This window comes from Humibacillus sp. DSM 29435 (genome assembly GCF_001758225.1).
Lineage (GTDB): Bacteria > Actinomycetota > Actinomycetes > Actinomycetales > Dermatophilaceae > DSM-29435.
Window position 1 is genome coordinate 202,721 of record NZ_MAST01000034.1, and the last position, 14,249, is coordinate 216,969.

General features: G+C 69.8%; 11 protein-coding genes. 5 read left to right on the forward strand and 6 right to left on the reverse strand.

Annotation, left to right across the window (positions count from 1 at the left end):
* Nucleotides 1-35 precede the first annotated feature (35 nt).
* Together BA895_RS17235 and BA895_RS17240 are read right to left on the reverse strand one after the other, a co-directional pair.
* Nucleotides 36-905 carry a DUF4097 family beta strand repeat-containing protein gene (locus BA895_RS17235; protein ID WP_070193094.1) on the reverse strand — a complete coding sequence of 290 codons (870 nt, stop codon included), beginning with the start codon at nucleotides 903-905 and terminating at the stop codon, nucleotides 36-38.
* A 73-nt stretch (nucleotides 906-978) separates the two neighbouring features.
* A complete protein-coding gene (locus BA895_RS17240; RefSeq protein ID WP_070193095.1) occupies nucleotides 979-1,521 on the reverse strand; it encodes a hypothetical protein in 543 nt (180 codons plus the stop codon).
* Between the two features lie 208 nt (nucleotides 1,522-1,729).
* On the opposite strand from BA895_RS17240, the gene BA895_RS17245 reads away from it, so the two are divergent.
* Nucleotides 1,730-3,043, forward strand: coding sequence for an MBL fold metallo-hydrolase (locus BA895_RS17245; protein ID WP_139142735.1), 1,314 nt, complete (start codon nucleotides 1,730-1,732; stop codon nucleotides 3,041-3,043).
* A 151-nt stretch (nucleotides 3,044-3,194) separates the two neighbouring features.
* Here BA895_RS17245 and BA895_RS17250 read toward each other — a convergent pair whose 3' ends face one another.
* Together BA895_RS17250 and BA895_RS17255 are read right to left on the reverse strand one after the other, a co-directional pair.
* Entirely contained in the window at nucleotides 3,195-4,661 is a 1,467-nt protein-coding gene (locus BA895_RS17250; RefSeq protein ID WP_371327733.1) for a sensor histidine kinase, read from the reverse strand.
* Between the two features lie 238 nt (nucleotides 4,662-4,899).
* Nucleotides 4,900-5,637 carry a response regulator transcription factor gene (locus BA895_RS17255; RefSeq protein WP_070193096.1) on the reverse strand — a complete coding sequence of 246 codons (738 nt, stop codon included), beginning with the start codon at nucleotides 5,635-5,637 and terminating at the stop codon, nucleotides 4,900-4,902.
* 383 nt (nucleotides 5,638-6,020) lie between these two features.
* Between BA895_RS17255 and BA895_RS17260 the strand changes: the two genes are divergently transcribed.
* The 3 genes from BA895_RS17260 to BA895_RS17270 all read left to right on the forward strand — a co-directional run bounded on the left by BA895_RS17260 (nucleotide 6,021) and on the right by BA895_RS17270 (nucleotide 10,814).
* Nucleotides 6,021-6,788, forward strand: coding sequence for a VIT family protein (locus BA895_RS17260; RefSeq protein WP_083283477.1), 768 nt, complete (start codon nucleotides 6,021-6,023; stop codon nucleotides 6,786-6,788).
* A gap of 274 nt (nucleotides 6,789-7,062) precedes the next feature.
* Nucleotides 7,063-9,213: a DEAD/DEAH box helicase gene (locus BA895_RS17265; RefSeq protein WP_070193097.1), complete on the forward strand. Its 2,151-nt coding sequence runs from the start codon at nucleotides 7,063-7,065 to the stop codon at nucleotides 9,211-9,213.
* A gap of 182 nt (nucleotides 9,214-9,395) precedes the next feature.
* Nucleotides 9,396-10,814: a wax ester/triacylglycerol synthase domain-containing protein gene (locus BA895_RS17270; RefSeq protein WP_175442360.1), complete on the forward strand. Its 1,419-nt coding sequence runs from the start codon at nucleotides 9,396-9,398 to the stop codon at nucleotides 10,812-10,814.
* A gap of 164 nt (nucleotides 10,815-10,978) precedes the next feature.
* Here the strand turns inward: BA895_RS17270 and BA895_RS17275 are convergent, their stop codons facing one another.
* Nucleotides 10,979-11,488 (reverse strand): GNAT family N-acetyltransferase, encoded by a 510-nt coding sequence (locus BA895_RS17275; protein ID WP_070193099.1) that lies wholly within the window; start codon nucleotides 11,486-11,488, stop codon nucleotides 10,979-10,981.
* A 16-nt stretch (nucleotides 11,489-11,504) separates the two neighbouring features.
* The gene (locus tag BA895_RS17280) at nucleotides 11,505-13,547 is read right to left on the reverse strand and encodes an NAD(+) synthase (RefSeq protein ID WP_070193100.1); all 2,043 of its coding nucleotides are present in this window, start codon (nucleotides 13,545-13,547) and stop codon (nucleotides 11,505-11,507) included.
* Nucleotides 13,548-13,661: 114 nt separating this feature from the next.
* On the opposite strand from BA895_RS17280, the gene BA895_RS17285 reads away from it, so the two are divergent.
* Nucleotides 13,662-14,090, forward strand: a complete 429-nt coding sequence (locus tag BA895_RS17285; RefSeq protein WP_070193101.1) for a pyridoxamine 5'-phosphate oxidase family protein — start codon at nucleotides 13,662-13,664, stop codon at nucleotides 14,088-14,090.
* Nucleotides 14,091-14,249: the final 159 nt, after the last annotated feature.

A 14,249-nucleotide genomic window follows, 5' to 3' on the forward strand; every position in this document is an offset into this window, starting at 1 on the left:
GTGGGGGCTGAGGCTGACCGGCGGCTCCGCGGCGTTCACGACAGGCTGCCTTTGGCCCGGGCGACGCGGATGTCGCCACTGCCCGAGTGAACCGTGAGGCGGGTCTGGGACTCAGACCCCTCCGGACCGTCTGCCTCGTCGAGGTCGACCTTGACGTCACCGGTGACGGTGTTGAGGTCGAGGTAGGCGGCGACCCCGATCGCCACCGCGATTGAGATGTCGCCGGTGCCGGTCTTGGCCCGCACCGTGCCACCACACACGGCGCCCAGCTTGACGTCACCGGTGCCGGTGATCAGGAGTAGGTCGTCTGACGAGGCGCCGACGCCGATGTCGCCCGAACCGCTCTTGGCCTTGACCTCACCGTCGGCTCGGCGCAGCTGAATGTCGCCGCTGCCCGCGATCAGGTCGACATCCTCGCCGGCCGACTCGAGCGTGATGTCACCTGAACCGGTCTTGGCGTTCACCCCTCCCCGCACGGCTCGGGCGGTGATGTCGCCCGAACCCGACTTGAGCTCGGCCGCGTCGACGTCCTCGAAGGTGAGGTCGCCCGAACCGCTGGCCGCCTCGACACGGGCCAGCAGACCGCGGGCCGTCACGTCGCCCGAACCGGTCTTGACGTCGATCGAGCTGCCGACCGGAAGCTCGACCTCGACATCGATCGAGCCCCGTCGGCCGAAGCCGAACCCGCTCTCGTGGCCCCGAGGTTCCAGCACGACGATGTCGTCGTCACCGCGGGCCTCCACGGTGAAGCGCTCTGCGAGGTCGGCGCCGTCACCGTCGCGGGGGATGAGGCGCACCAGCGTGTCGGACCGCTCGCTCGCGATCAGGGTGACGTCGCCTCGCCGCACCTCGACCCGCAAGGTGATCGGACCGCTGTTGTCGAACTGCCTCTCAAAACTGTTCATGTCAGTCTTCCTTCGTCGCTCGTACGGGTGTGTCGTGCCGGTCGGTTGCCGATGGTGGTGCCGGGGGTAGGGGTCAACGGACCCAGCCCTGCACGCGCTTGTTCGAGGAGCGGTTGCGACCGGGTGCACCTGGCCCGAGCCTGGCGCCGACGTTGATGGTCAGCCCACCCACGGTCGCCGCCCGCACCGCGTTCACCAGCCAGGTGTTGAGCGACTGCCCACGGCCCGAGGCCAGCTCTTCCGCCTTGGCCTTCAGCACCTCCGGGAGGCGCAGCGTGATGCGGGCGGTCTCCTCGCCCTCCTCGCCCTGCGACATCACCCTGGTGTCACTTTCGGGGATCGCCGTCGTGTCATCGGGTGCCGCCGGCGACGGGCCGGCGCCGACGACCACGAACACCGGCTCCCGACCCTGCAGACGCACCTCGACCGACCAGCCGTCGAGCTCGTTGGTGATCTCGGCTGCAGCGTGCGAGAGGGCGTCCATCAGGGCCAGGCGCGTCGAGGAGTCGATCGCATAGGCCATCCGGTCGGCGGCCTGTTCCATCTCCGGACCCATCGCCCTGGCCGCCTGGGCGAGATCCCGACGCAGTGCGTCGACGTGCTCTGTGATGTCCATAGACACCACAATGACACCGCAGTGACATCACGTCAACACCATAACGACCATATCTCTGATCGGATGCCGTCCGGCCCGCGGGACAGCATCCGCGGCAGGCCGTTGGCCGGTTCTTCACCGACCGTTCCAGCAGCCCCTGCACGAACCACAGGGATTCGGTCGACAATGGTGGTGCGCCGACCGACGGCCTTGTCACGAAGGAGAACCGATGAGCTCGAGGGCCCGACCCGTGAACGTGCCTGCGGCCGACCCGTCGACGGGCCCGTCGCCCGACGAGTCGCTCGCCGACTCGGCGGCCAGGGCAGACGACGAGCGCGCGAAGCAGTCGGCCCAGCCCACGATGCGCGCCGGCGGTCGGTTCCCGCCCCTGCGCCGGATGGGGGCCGACTCCGAGTCGATCATCGCCGCCGTCGGCGCCTCCACGAACTTCCGCGACGGACGGTTCCACTCCCCCGAGCCGACGCACCGGCCCGACAAGGCGCAGGCGCTCCAGATCGCCACCGCGGCCTGGCGTCACCGTGGGCGCGGACAGCCCGCTGGTGAGGTGCCGATCGTGGCCGCCCAACCGGCCGTGATCCCCGGTGAGCTGGCGGTGACCTGGTACGGCCACGCGACCACGGTGGTCGAGATCGACGGTGCGCGCCTGCTGCTCGACCCCGTCTTCGGCGACCGGGTCTCACCCGTCGGGCTCACGGGCCCCCGCCGCCTCCACCCCGCGCCGGGCCGCATCGAGGACCTCCCGTCTCTCGACGCGGTGCTGATCTCGCACGACCACTACGACCACCTCGACGAGCCCTCGATCGCCCGTCTCGAAACCAGCCACCGCCCGCTCTACGTCGTGCCGCTGGGCGTCGACGCACACCTGCTCGCCTGGGGTGTGCCTCGCGAGCGCGTCACGGCTCTCGACTGGTACGACGAGGTCGAGGTGCACGGCATCCGGCTGACGTGCACGCCGGCCCGGCACAACTCCGGCCGTGGCTTCACCGAAGCCCAGACCTTGTGGGCCGGGTGGGCGATGCAGGGCCCGGCGCACTCCGCGTACTTCGCCGGAGACTCCGGCCCCTCCGGGTGCTTCGCCGAGATCGGTCAACGGCTCGGGCCGTTCGACCTGACCATCATCCCCGTGGGCGCCTACGACCGCTTCTGGCCCGATATCCACGTGACCCCGGCCGAGGCCCTCGATGCGCACATCGCAGTCAACACCCCGGCGGATGCCGTGCACCACACCAGGCACGCCACGGCACCCGACGAAGACGACGAGAACGACGATGACGACGCCCTCGACCCGGCCGGCCGTTCGGTGCTGCTGCCGGTGCACTGGGCCACCTTCAACCTGGCCCTGCACTGGTGGTCAGAGCCAGTGCGCTGGCTGCGCCGGTTGGCCGGGCCCGCCGGCATCCCCGTCGTCTATCCCAGGGTCGGAGCCCGCGTCGACCTCACGGCGGGCACGTCGGCCCAGGTCGCGGGCCGCCATGCCACCCCGTGGTGGCAGGAGTGCGCAGCAGACGGCGACCACGACTGAGGGGTCAGCGCTCCTAGGTGGTGACTGGCCCCCGTGATGAATGCCGCTCCCATCCACCCCACCCCACCTCCAGTCCCCTCCCGCCAGGTGAACGCAGCGTTCGCTCTCGAACACCGTGCTGTAACGGTGAGTTCGAGAACGAACACTACGTTCAGCTGGTGCGCGGGGCGGGCAGCAGCAGGGAGAAGGTGGTGTTGCCTGGCGTGCTCACGAGCTCGACGCGGCCGCCGTGCGCCTTCGCCACGGCGGAGACGATCGACAGGCCGAGACCCGTGCTGCCACCGTTGCGGTTGCGGGCGTCATCACCACGGGCGAAGCGTTCGAACACGTTGCCCTGCAGAGCGATCGGCACGCCAGGGCCGTCGTCGTGGACCGCGATACGGACCCAGTCGCCCTCGTGGCGTACCGAGGTCGTGACCGCCGTGAACTTCGGCGTGTGGGCGCGGGCGTTGCCGAGCAGGTTGGCCACGATCTGGTGCAGCCGGGCATCGTCACCGCGCACCTCGACCGGTTCGGGCGGCAGGTCGAGGCCCCACCGATGGTCGGGTGCCGCGGCGTGCGCGTCGCTGACCGCGTTGATGACGAGCATCGACAGGTCGACCGTTCCGTCGGCGAGGGGGCGACCGGCATCCAGTCGGGCCAGCAGCAGCAGGTCTTCGACGAGGGAGGACATCCGGTCGGCTTCGGACTCGATGCGTGCCATCGCATGCGTCACCGAGGGGGGCACGACATCAGGCTCACGCTTCGACAGCTCGGCATAGCCCTTGATGGACGCCAGCGGTGTGCGCAGCTCGTGGGACGCGTCGGCCACGAACTGGCGCACCCGCTGCTCACTCTGGTGGCGCGCGTTGAGAGCGCTGTCGACGTGGTCGAGCATCTCGTTGAACGCGGCTCCGACCTGGCCGACCTCGGTGCGGGTGTCGGTGTCGGCCGGCGCCACGCGCTCGGCGAGCGCGACCTGACCGCTGTCGAGCGGCATCCTCGACACCCTGGTCGCGGTACCCGCCACGCGCCGCAACGGCTCGAGGTTGCGCCGCACGATCCAGGTGCCGAGGGCGCCGACTAGCACGATGCCCAGGCCCACCCCCGACACGGCGATGAGCACCATTCGACCGACCGTGGCATCGGTCGGCGCGGTGGCGAGCCCCACCACCTGGGTGCCCGTGGCCACGGGGTTGCGGTTGCCGTCGACGAAGGTCACCCGGGCCGCCATCAGCCGGTAGCGGCCCACGTCACCGCCGAGGTCGACCGTCTTGGCGTCCGAGCCGACGCCGGCAGCCTGAATCTTGGCCAGCTGCGCCGGGCTCAGCACGATGTTGCCGTGCGTCGACGAGACGAACCCGGCATTGGCGGTCGAGGTCAGCTGAGCGACCAGGCGGTCGGCGCCCGGGCCCCTCGGTCCGTCGTCGTCCTGCCTGGGTGCACCGGGCCGGTTGTTGCTGATCAGGGAGGCGCGCAGCTGGTCGTCGACCTGGCCGTTCAGCTGCCGGCCGAGGGCGACCACGGTGAAGGCTCCGGTGGCAAGGCTCAGCACGGTGAACAGGGCGAGCATCGAGGCGACGAGCTTGGCCCGCAGGGTCCAGGCCGACCACGACTGGACTCGCGCCAGAACGCTCACGTGCTCGGCGACGGGCGACCTGCCTCCCCGACCGGTCGGGGAGCTGGCTCCAGGCGCTTCGGCGGCTTCCGTGGACAGGTCCACGTGATCCGGTCCCGCGGGTACGACCGGTGCGCGAGCCGGAGCACCCGCGGCTGCGCGGTCCGGCAGGTCGGCGGGCACGGGCGGGTCACTGCGAGGGCGATCGGTTCTGCCCAGCGGGTGGGGAGCTTCAGGGATGCCGATCTGCCCCGTCGGGTCAGACTGCGGGCTTGAGGACATACCCGGCGCCTCGCATCGTATGGATCATCGGGTCGCGGCCGGCGTCGATCTTCTTGCGCAGGTAGGAGATGTAGAGCTCGACCACGTTGGCCTGACCGCCGAAGTCGTAGTTCCAGACCCGGTCGAGGATCTGGGCCTTCGACAGCACCCGCCGCGGGTTCCGCATGAGGTAACGCAGCAGCTCGAACTCGGTCGCCGTGAGGTGCACCTCGGTACCGGCCCGCATGACCTCGTGGCTGTCCTCGTCGAGGGTGAGGTCACCGACGACGAGCATCGAGTCGGACGACGAGACCGCCACCGTCGTGCGTCGCATCAGCGCGCGCACCCGGGCCACGACCTCCTCGAGCGAGAAGGGTTTGGTCACGTAGTCGTCACCACCCGCGGTCAGGCCCGAGACCCGGTCTTCAACGGCATCCTTGGCGGTGAGAAACAGCACGGGAACGCTGTCGTTGTCGGCGCGCATGCGGCGCAGCACCTCGAGCCCGTCGAAGTCGGGGAGCATCATGTCGAGCACGACCGCGTCGGGGTCGAAGTCGCGGGCCACTCGAACGGCCTCCATTCCGGTGCCCGCCGAGCGCACCTCCCACCCCTCGTAGCGCAGGGCCATGCCGAGCAGCTCGGTGAGGTTGGGCTCGTCGTCGACGACCAGCACCCGCACCGGCGACCCGTCGAGACGCTGCAGATGGGCGGCAGTGGCCTTCGACTTCTCGTTCATGGCACCAGTCAACCTGTGTGGTCTGTGTGAGCGCCACCATCTTGCTGTGTGAACTCTGTGGATGCCCTGTTGCGCGGTCCCCAGCCGTCCACCGGTGCGGCGGTGGCCCTGCCAGTCGGGTCGACCGGTGCTGACACCGGGCAGCTGGGCGGCGGTCGAGCGGGCTGGGCTCCACCACGGAACGGCACGACACACGGCGGGAGCCCGGGGCCGGCCGGCCGACGGCACCGGGCCAGGGCTCCAGCTCCGACCCGGGCGTGCTGGACACCTGAGCCCTGCGTCGCAGCCGGCCGTCTCGAGCCCAAGGCAAGCCTCGCCTTCGATGACACCGGCCGGGCCGGCTGTCACGATCAGAGTCGCACCCACTGATCGGAGTCGCACGCATGTCTGACACCCGGGCCGGGGACGCCCGCGACGAGATCGAGGCCGCCACCGACCGTACGGCCTCCCGGCAGTCGGGCGAGCCGCACGACTCCACGATGACGAGTCGGCTCAACTGGCTACGGGCCGGCGTGCTCGGGGCCAACGACGGCATCGTCTCCACGGCGGGTGTCGTCGTCGGGTTCGCCGGGGCGACCAGCAACCGGGGGGCGATCATCCTCGCCGGCATCGCGGCGCTGGCCGCCGGCGCCCTGTCGATGGCGGCGGGTGAGTACGTCTCGGTCAGCACCCAGCGCGACTCCGAACGTGCGCTCATCAAGCTCGAGCGTCAAGAGCTGCACGACGACCCCGACGGCGAGCTGGCCGAGCTGGCCGAGATGTACGAGCACAAGGGCCTCAGTCGCGACCTCGCGCGCCAGGTGGCCGTCGAGCTGACCGCGAAGGACCCCCTCTCGGCGCACGCCGACATCGAGCTCGGCATCGATCCCGACGACCTGACCAACCCGTGGGCCGCGGCCGGCGCCTCGATGGGAGCCTTCATCGTGGGGGCGCTGCTTCCGCTGCTGACCATCACCTTCGCCCCGGAGCACCTGCGCACCATGGTCACCTTCACGGCGGTCGCGTTGGCCCTGGTGCTGACCGGATGGGCCAGCGCTCGCCTCGGCCGCAGTCCGGTGCCACGCGCCATCGCCCGCAACGTGGTCGGCGGCCTGCTCGCCATGGTCATCACGTATGTCATCGGAGCCGTGGTCGGCCTCAACCTGGCATGACGACCTTCCGGCTCTGGTGCATGAACACCCTCCTCGCCTGTACGCTGTGTTCAGGACCGCACCCGTGCCCACGCCGAGTCGGCGACGAGCCACGACCATCGCCAGGAGCGAAACGGTCGGGCATCAGGCCCCAGCCCCTTGGCGCAAACCTGAGTGGGCAGCACCTGAGGCACTGGCCAGGTCCAGCACGAACCGGTACGACCGGCCTGCGTCTCGTGGGCCGTTTCGTGGGGAACCCGGCTCGTTGGTCCAACGCCTCGTCATCAGGAGGAGCATGTCGCCCAATGTCCGTCGCCGGACGTCCGGTCGCCCCGGCGGCCGCGTTGTCCTGACGCGCCCTGACGACCCCGCGCCGATCATTCCGATCCTGGCCCGCCGGGTACGCGAGATCGAGGCGAAGGTCGGACGTGGCCCGATGAGCCCCTCGAACCGCACGAAGTTCCAGGTGATCGCCCTGCTCGTGCGCTCGGAACGCGCCCGCATCAAGGGTGACCCCGAGATCCCGTCGGGGGCTCGAACCGAGCTGCTCAAGCGTCTTGACGGAATCGCGACCATCCTGGCCCAAGTGACCTCTCGTGACACGAGTCTGCTGACCCTGCTCGACGGCAAGACCCCCGGCCCGGCCGCTCAACGGTTGCGGCTCGACTGGCTGCTCGAGTCGGGCGCCGAGCTGGCTCCCGAGGACATGGTCATCGTCGCTCCGGCGCCTCCCGCTCCGGTCATCCCCGCCGGGGTCACCACGACGCAGGCGCCGGTTCCCGCATCCGTCTCCTCGCGCGTGATGTCCAACCCCTTCCTCGCGCCCGACCTCGGGCGGGCCCTGCAGCACGAGCGCCTTCCGGGGCGCCTCGCCGGGTGGGACCTGATGGACCCGCTCTACCGCGCCTTCGAGGAGGGCGCCGGTGGCGGGTCCGCCACGATGGACCTGCCGCCCGCGCCCACCATCGACCGCATCTCGCCGCAGGGTTCGACCCTGATGGTGCACCAGGCCCGCTTCCTCGAGGAGGTGCGGCTGGGGCATCGAACCTTCCTGCTCGCCGACGAGCCCGGGCTGGGCAAGACGGCCCAGTCGGTGCTGGCTGCCTCCGTGGCGGGGGCCTACCCGATGCTGGCCGTGGTGCCGAACGTCGTGAAGATCAACTGGGCCCGTGAGGTGCAGCGCTGGACGCCGCAGCGCCGCGTCGCGGTCATCCACGGAGACGGCCGCGACGTCGACGCCTTCGCCGACGTCTTCGTGGTGAACTACGAGATCCTCGACCGGCACTTCGCCTGGCTCTCGAGCCTCGGGCTGCGGTCGATGGTGGTCGACGAGGCGCACTTCATCAAGAACCTCAAGTCGCAACGGTCGCAGCAGGTGCTGGCCCTCGCCGACCGTCTTCGTGACCTCACGCCCGGCGGCAACCCGCTGCTGATGGCCCTCACCGGCACACCGCTGATCAACGACGTCAAGGACTTCCAGGCCATCTGGACCTTCCTCGGGTGGGTGCGCAACAACAAGCCCACCTCCGAGCTCATCGGTCGTCTCGAGGAGACCGGGCTCACGCCGTCAGACCGGGCCTTCTACCGCGAGGCGCGCTCGGCTGTCGTCGACATGGGCATCGTGCGACGGCGCAAGGTCGACGTCGCCAAGGACCTGCCCGAGAAGCGCGTCGCAGACATCCCCGTCGAGCTCGACGACGACCTCGGCCGTTCCGTGCGCCAGGCCGAACGGGCCTTGGGTCAGCGGCTGCTGGTCAAGTACCGCGCGTTCCTCACCGAGCACAACGCCGCCGAGATCCCCGGTGAGCCCGACGAGGCGCTGATGCGTCGCGTGGCCGCGGCCGAGCTGAAGTCCTCCTCGGCGAAGAACGGCACCGAGAACGTCTTCTCGCTCGTGCGCCGCATCGGTCAGGCCAAGGCCTCCCTCGCGTCCGACTACGCCATCCAGCTCTCTCACTCGGTCGGCAAGGTGGTCTTCTTCGCGAAGCACATCGACGTCATGGACACCGCCGAGCGCAAGCTGGCGGATGCCGGTCTGCGCACCGTCTCTGTTCGCGGCGAGCAGACCTCGAAGCAGCGCCAGGTCGCCATCGACGCGTTCCAGAACGACCCGGAGGTCGCGGTCGCGGTGTGTTCGCTCACGGCCGCCGGAGTCGGCCTCAACCTGCACGCCGCCTCGAACGTGGTGCTCGCCGAGCTGTCGTGGACCGCCGCCGAGCAGGGCCAGGCGATCGACCGGGTGCACCGCATCGGCCAGGACGAACCGGTCACCGCGTGGCGCATTCTGGCCGCCGGCACGATCGACTCCAAGATCGCCGAGCTCATCGACGCCAAGCAGGGGCTCGCCGCCCGCGCTCTCGACGGGAGCGACGAGGAGGTCGCGTCGGGCGACACCCTCCAGCTCGAGGCGCTCGTCCAGCTGCTGCGCCAGGCCCTGGCCGACTGACCGACTGACCGACTGACCCCTGGTCATAGCGGGTCGCCGCGAACGATCGCCGACCACGAACGATCATGAGCGGTCAGGACCGAACCTGACCCGCCAGGGGGCTGAGGCGGGCCCACCTCACCCGAGCATAATGAGCAGTGCCTGACTGGGGTGCCGATTTCGAGAGGACTCAGATGCCGTCGATGCGCAGCACGGAGAGCATCTTCCTGCGACTCGAACGCGCCGGCTACCCGATGGACGTTGCCGGGATCTACGTGCTCGAGGCGGCCCCGGAAGGGCCGTTGCCCTTCGCCGACATTCGGGCGGTCTTCGCCCAACGGCTCTCCGGCTCGCCCATCGCCAACCGGGTGATCGCGCATGCCCCGCTGCGCATCGGCGAGGATCGCTGGTCGCAGGCAGACTCGGTCGACCTCGACGCGCACATGCACTACCGAGTGGTGCCGGCACCGGGCGACCAGAGTGCCCTGATGAACACCGTGCTGGACGTCACGAGCCAGCCGCTCGACCGCGGCCGGCCGCTCTGGGAGGCCTGGTACCTGACGGGGCTGGCCGATGGGCGGTCGGCGCTGGTGCTGCGCCTGCACCATGCGGTGATGGACGGCATGGGCATGATCGCGCTGCAGCAGCTGCTCTTCGACGTCGCTCCCTCCCCCGTCTGTCACGACCTCGAGCCGACGCCGATGGTCGGGCGGCCCCACCCCTCGTTGCTGCGACGGGCAGTGGTGGAGATACCCAGCCGCCTGGCGGCCAACACCGTCGCCACGAAGCGGCTTCTGGCCAGTGCCGCCGAACAGGTTGGCGTGCTTGCCCGGTCTCCGCGCCCGGCGCCCATTCGGCTGCCCGAGCTACCGGGCTACGTGCCCTCCCTGACCAACGCCCCGCCGTTGACGCTCTTCAACCAGCACGTCACCGATCCGCACAAGTCGATCGCGATCGTCAGCCTGCCCTTCGCCCAGGTGCAGGCGGTGCGGGTGGTGGTCCCTGGAACAACCATCAACGAGGTGCTGCTCGCGCTCGTGACCGGGAGCATGCGCGACTATCTGGCGGCGCACGACGACCTGCCTGACCGCCCCATCCGCACCACATGTCCCGTCAACGTGCGGGCCGCGGGTGACGACGGCCTGCCCGGCAACCACCTAACCACGATGTGGGTCGACCTGCCCGTACACCTGGACGACCCCGTAAAAAGGCTGGCCGCGGTGCGCGCGAGCTCGGCCGCGGCCAAGGCCGCCCTGCCCCGGTCTCGGGCCGAGTGGGACTCCCTCGCCGACGTCGGTGACCTGTTGCTGCCCGGCGTCGTCTCGGCCGCCATGGCCTTCGCCGGCACCAAGGCGTCGAGCCTGCTGCCGCCCACCCAGAACCTCACCGTCTCGACGCTGGCTGGGCCTCGTCAGCCGCTCTACCTGGCCACCCGCCGCATCGCCAACGTCTTCCTCCGCGGCATCGTGAGCCCGCCGGTTCACCTGTTCGTGGCCGCCATCACCTACGACCAGCACGTCGACATCAGTGTCACCACGGTGAGCCAGCTGTGCCCCGACCCACAGGCGCTGGTCGACGGCCTGGCGACCGAGCTCGACCGGCTCCTGGCCGCCGTTCCCTGACGGCTCTGCGGGCTCTGCGGGCTCTGCGGGTCTGACAGGGATGCCGGTCAGGCGGGCCGAACGGCGCTCAGGCAGAACAGCGGCCACGCCGGGTCGAGCCTGACGCGCCACTGCGGCGGAGCGGACTACGCCTGTCGGAGGCCTCGACGCGCATCCGACGTGACTCAGAGCTCGACGTGCAGGATGCTGAGCCCCACCCGCTCGCCCGTGGGCAGCTCGTGGGCCCGAGGCACCGTGCCGACCACCACGAAGCCGAGGCTCTCGTACAGCCCGATCGCTGGCCGGTTGGTCTCGACCACGGCGTTGAACTGCATTGCGGCGTAGCCCGACTCCCGCGCCCAGGCCAGTGAGTCGACGACCAAGGATCGGCCCACACCACGTCCGCGCGCCGCCCTCGTCACCATGTAGCTCGCCGTGGCCACGTGCGCACCCGGCCCTGGTCGGTTGCGACCCATCTTCGCGGTTCCCACCACCAGGTCATCGCCGACCACGGCCACGCTGGCTCGGCCACCCGGACCGTTGTCGAGCCAGATCTCGCGGGCGACCGTCTCGCTCAGGTCGGTCGGGAAGGGAAAGGTGTCGCCGGCTCGAACGACCTGCTCGATGATCGACCACACCTGCGCCCAGTCGGCCTCAGTCAGATCACGGACGACAACGGCATCCGGCTCACTCACGGCGCACCCTCCGTCGTCACCGCTCGGGCACGTTGGCGTCGAGCTCACCGAGCCACGTCGTCGCGCTGGCGTCAGACGGCATCCGCCAGTCTCCTCGGGGTGAGAGCGACCCGCCGGCCACCACCTTCGGCCCGTTCGGAAGGGCGGAGCGCTTGAACTGGTTGGCGAAGTAGCGGGTGATGAACACCTCGAGCCACTTGCGGATGGTGGGCAGGTCGTAGGCCGCGCGCTCGGCGTCGGGGTAGCCGGCGGGCCACTCCCCCACCTCGACGTCGCTCCAGGCGTGGTGGGCCAGGAAGGCGATCTTCGACGGGCGGTAGCCGCGGCGGAGCACGTGGAAGAGGGTGAAGTCCTGCAGCGAGTAGGGCCCGATACGGTCCTGCGTGCTCTGCGGCTTCTCACCCTCCTTCGCCGGCACCAGCTCGGGCGAGATCTCGGTGTCGAGGATCGACTCGAGCGTCTCGGCCACCGGCTCCTCGAACTGAGCCGATGAGATCACCCAGCGAATCAAGTGTTGTATCAACGTCTTCGGTACGCCGGCGTTGACGCCGTAGTGCGACATCTGGTCACCAACGCCGTAGGTGCACCAGCCGAGCGCCAGCTCGGAGAGGTCACCGGTGCCGAGCACGATGCCGCCCCGCTGGTTGGCGATGCGAAAGAGGTAGTCGGTGCGGATGCCGGCCTGCACGTTCTCGAAGGTGACGTCGTACACCTCCTCGCCGCGCCCGAAGGGGTGGTCCATCGCGGTCAGCATCTCGGTCGCCGCGGGCCGGATGTCGAGCTCTGCCCACGTCACGTCGAGCGATCCCATGAGCGAGATGGCGTTGTTCTTCGTGTGGTCGCTCGTGGCGAAGCCGGGCATGGTGAACGCGAGGATGTCGCTGCGAGGGCGACCGAGCCGGTCCATGGCCTTGGCCGCCACGATGAGGGCGTGGGTGCTGTCGAGGCCACCGCTGACCCCGATGACGATCTTGGGCCGGCCGATGGCCGTCAGGCGCTGCTCGAGCCCGGAGACCTGGATGTTGTAGGCCTCGTAGCAGTCGAGGGCGAGACGCTGCTCGTCGTCGGGCACGAACGGGAAGCGGTCGACCTTGCGCAGCAGCCCGATGTCGTCGGTGGGCGGGTCGAGCCGCACATCGACGGTGCGGAATTCGCTCGTGCGGGTCGCGTGGGTGCGACGGTTGTCATCGAAGGTGCCCTGACGCTGACGCTCCTGACGCAGCAGGTCGAGGTCGATGTCGGCGATCGAGGTGCGGTCTCCCTCGGGAAACCGCTCGGTCTCGGCGAGCAGGGCACCGTTCTCGTAGATCATCGTCTGGCCGTCCCACGAGAGGTCGGTCGAGCTCTCACCCTCGCCGGCCGCGGCGTAGAGATAGGCGGCCAGGCACCGCATCGAGGCCGTGCGGCAGAGCAGGTGACGGTCCTCGGCCTTCGACACGGTGATCGGGCTGCCCGAGACGTTGGCCAGCACGGTGGCTCCGGCGAGGGCCGCCTCGTGGCTGGGTGGGATCGGCACCCAGAGGTCTTCGCACACCTCGACGTGGAGCACGAGGCCCGGCACGTCGACGGCGCGGAAGAGCAGGTCGGGCCCGAACGGCACCCACTGGCCGGCCACCTCGATGTCGAGGCCCCGTTGGTCGTCGCCCGGCGCGAAGTGTCGCCGTTCGTAGAACTCGCGGTAGGTGGGCAGGTACGACTTCGGGGCGACCCCGATGATGCCGCCGCCCTGAATCACGACAGCGCAGTTGTACAGCCGGTTGCCCCGGGCCAGTGGAGCCCCGACGACGAAGATCGGGCGCAGGTCGGCAGTCGCCTCGCAGATGCGGGCCAGAGCCTCGTCGACAGCGTCGAGCAGGGGGTCCTGCAACAGCAGGTCGTCGATGGCGTAGCCCGACAGTCCGAGCTCGGGAAAGACGGCGACGGCCACCCCGTCGTCGTGCAGGTCGCGCACCCTGGCGATGACGGTGTCGGCGTTGCGCTGCGGGTCGGCGATGGCGAGCGGCACCGTGCAGGCCGCGACCCGGGCGAACCCGTGGCGGTACGAGCTCCAGAAGTCCATGACCACAGTCAAGCGGATGCCGGCCTGTTGTCGCGCGCCGGGCCGCAGATACTACACTTCGTAGGAGAAGGCCGCCGACGGCTAACGGGGCCGTCCTCCCGAAAGGTGACGACGATGTCTGCGAGTGAAGAACCGACCCATGAGATGCACCCGGAAGAGAGCTGGGAGTTTCTGCGCGGCCATGAGTTCGGCCGGATCGCCTTCCATCTGCTCGACGAGGTGCACATCGTTCCGATCAACTACGTCGTCGAGGGCGAGCGGTTGATCTTTCGCACCTCTGAGGGCAGCAAGCTGCTCGGACTGAAGATGAACGCCGACGTGGCCTTCGAGACCGACGAGATCACCGACGAGGTTGCCACCAGCGTCGTGCTGCGCGGCCAGGCCCGCGAGCTGACCGGCGACGCCGGCAGACTCGTCGAGCAGCTCCCCCTGCGACCATGGGTCGACACGCCGAAGATGCGCATCATCGCCATCGAGAAGATCGAGGTCACTGGCCGCCGGTTCGACCTCGCCCGCCCGTGGCTGCGAGCCCGGGTCGACTGACGCCGACTTCATCGCGATCGCAGGAGGGTCGATCCAGTGGCCACCACGGTGCGTCTCCCTCGCGCGTTCGGCACCTCCGAAGACGGGCAGGTGCCAGACGCGCAGGCTGTTGCGCGTCTGGCACCTCTGAGCGCTGGCAGGTGCCAGACGCGCATCCGC

What these genes read in the sequence shown, in the direction of transcription:
- BA895_RS17235 (WP_070193094.1), bottom strand. Translation starts at nt 905, where the DNA reads ATGAACAGTTTTGAGAGGCAGTTCGACAACAGCGGTCCGATCACCTTG.
- BA895_RS17240 (WP_070193095.1), bottom strand. Translation starts at nt 1,521, where the DNA reads ATGGACATCACAGAGCACGTCGACGCACTGCGTCGGGATCTCGCCCAG.
- BA895_RS17245 (WP_139142735.1), top strand. Translation starts at nt 1,730, where the DNA reads ATGAGCTCGAGGGCCCGACCCGTGAACGTGCCTGCGGCCGACCCGTCG.
- BA895_RS17255 (WP_070193096.1), bottom strand. Translation starts at nt 5,637, where the DNA reads ATGAACGAGAAGTCGAAGGCCACTGCCGCCCATCTGCAGCGTCTCGAC.
- BA895_RS17260 (WP_083283477.1), top strand. Translation starts at nt 6,021, where the DNA reads ATGTCTGACACCCGGGCCGGGGACGCCCGCGACGAGATCGAGGCCGCC.
- BA895_RS17265 (WP_070193097.1), top strand. Translation starts at nt 7,063, where the DNA reads ATGTCGCCCAATGTCCGTCGCCGGACGTCCGGTCGCCCCGGCGGCCGC.
- BA895_RS17270 (WP_175442360.1), top strand. Translation starts at nt 9,396, where the DNA reads ATGCGCAGCACGGAGAGCATCTTCCTGCGACTCGAACGCGCCGGCTAC.
- BA895_RS17280 (WP_070193100.1), bottom strand. Translation starts at nt 13,547, where the DNA reads ATGGACTTCTGGAGCTCGTACCGCCACGGGTTCGCCCGGGTCGCGGCC.
- BA895_RS17285 (WP_070193101.1), top strand. Translation starts at nt 13,662, where the DNA reads ATGTCTGCGAGTGAAGAACCGACCCATGAGATGCACCCGGAAGAGAGC.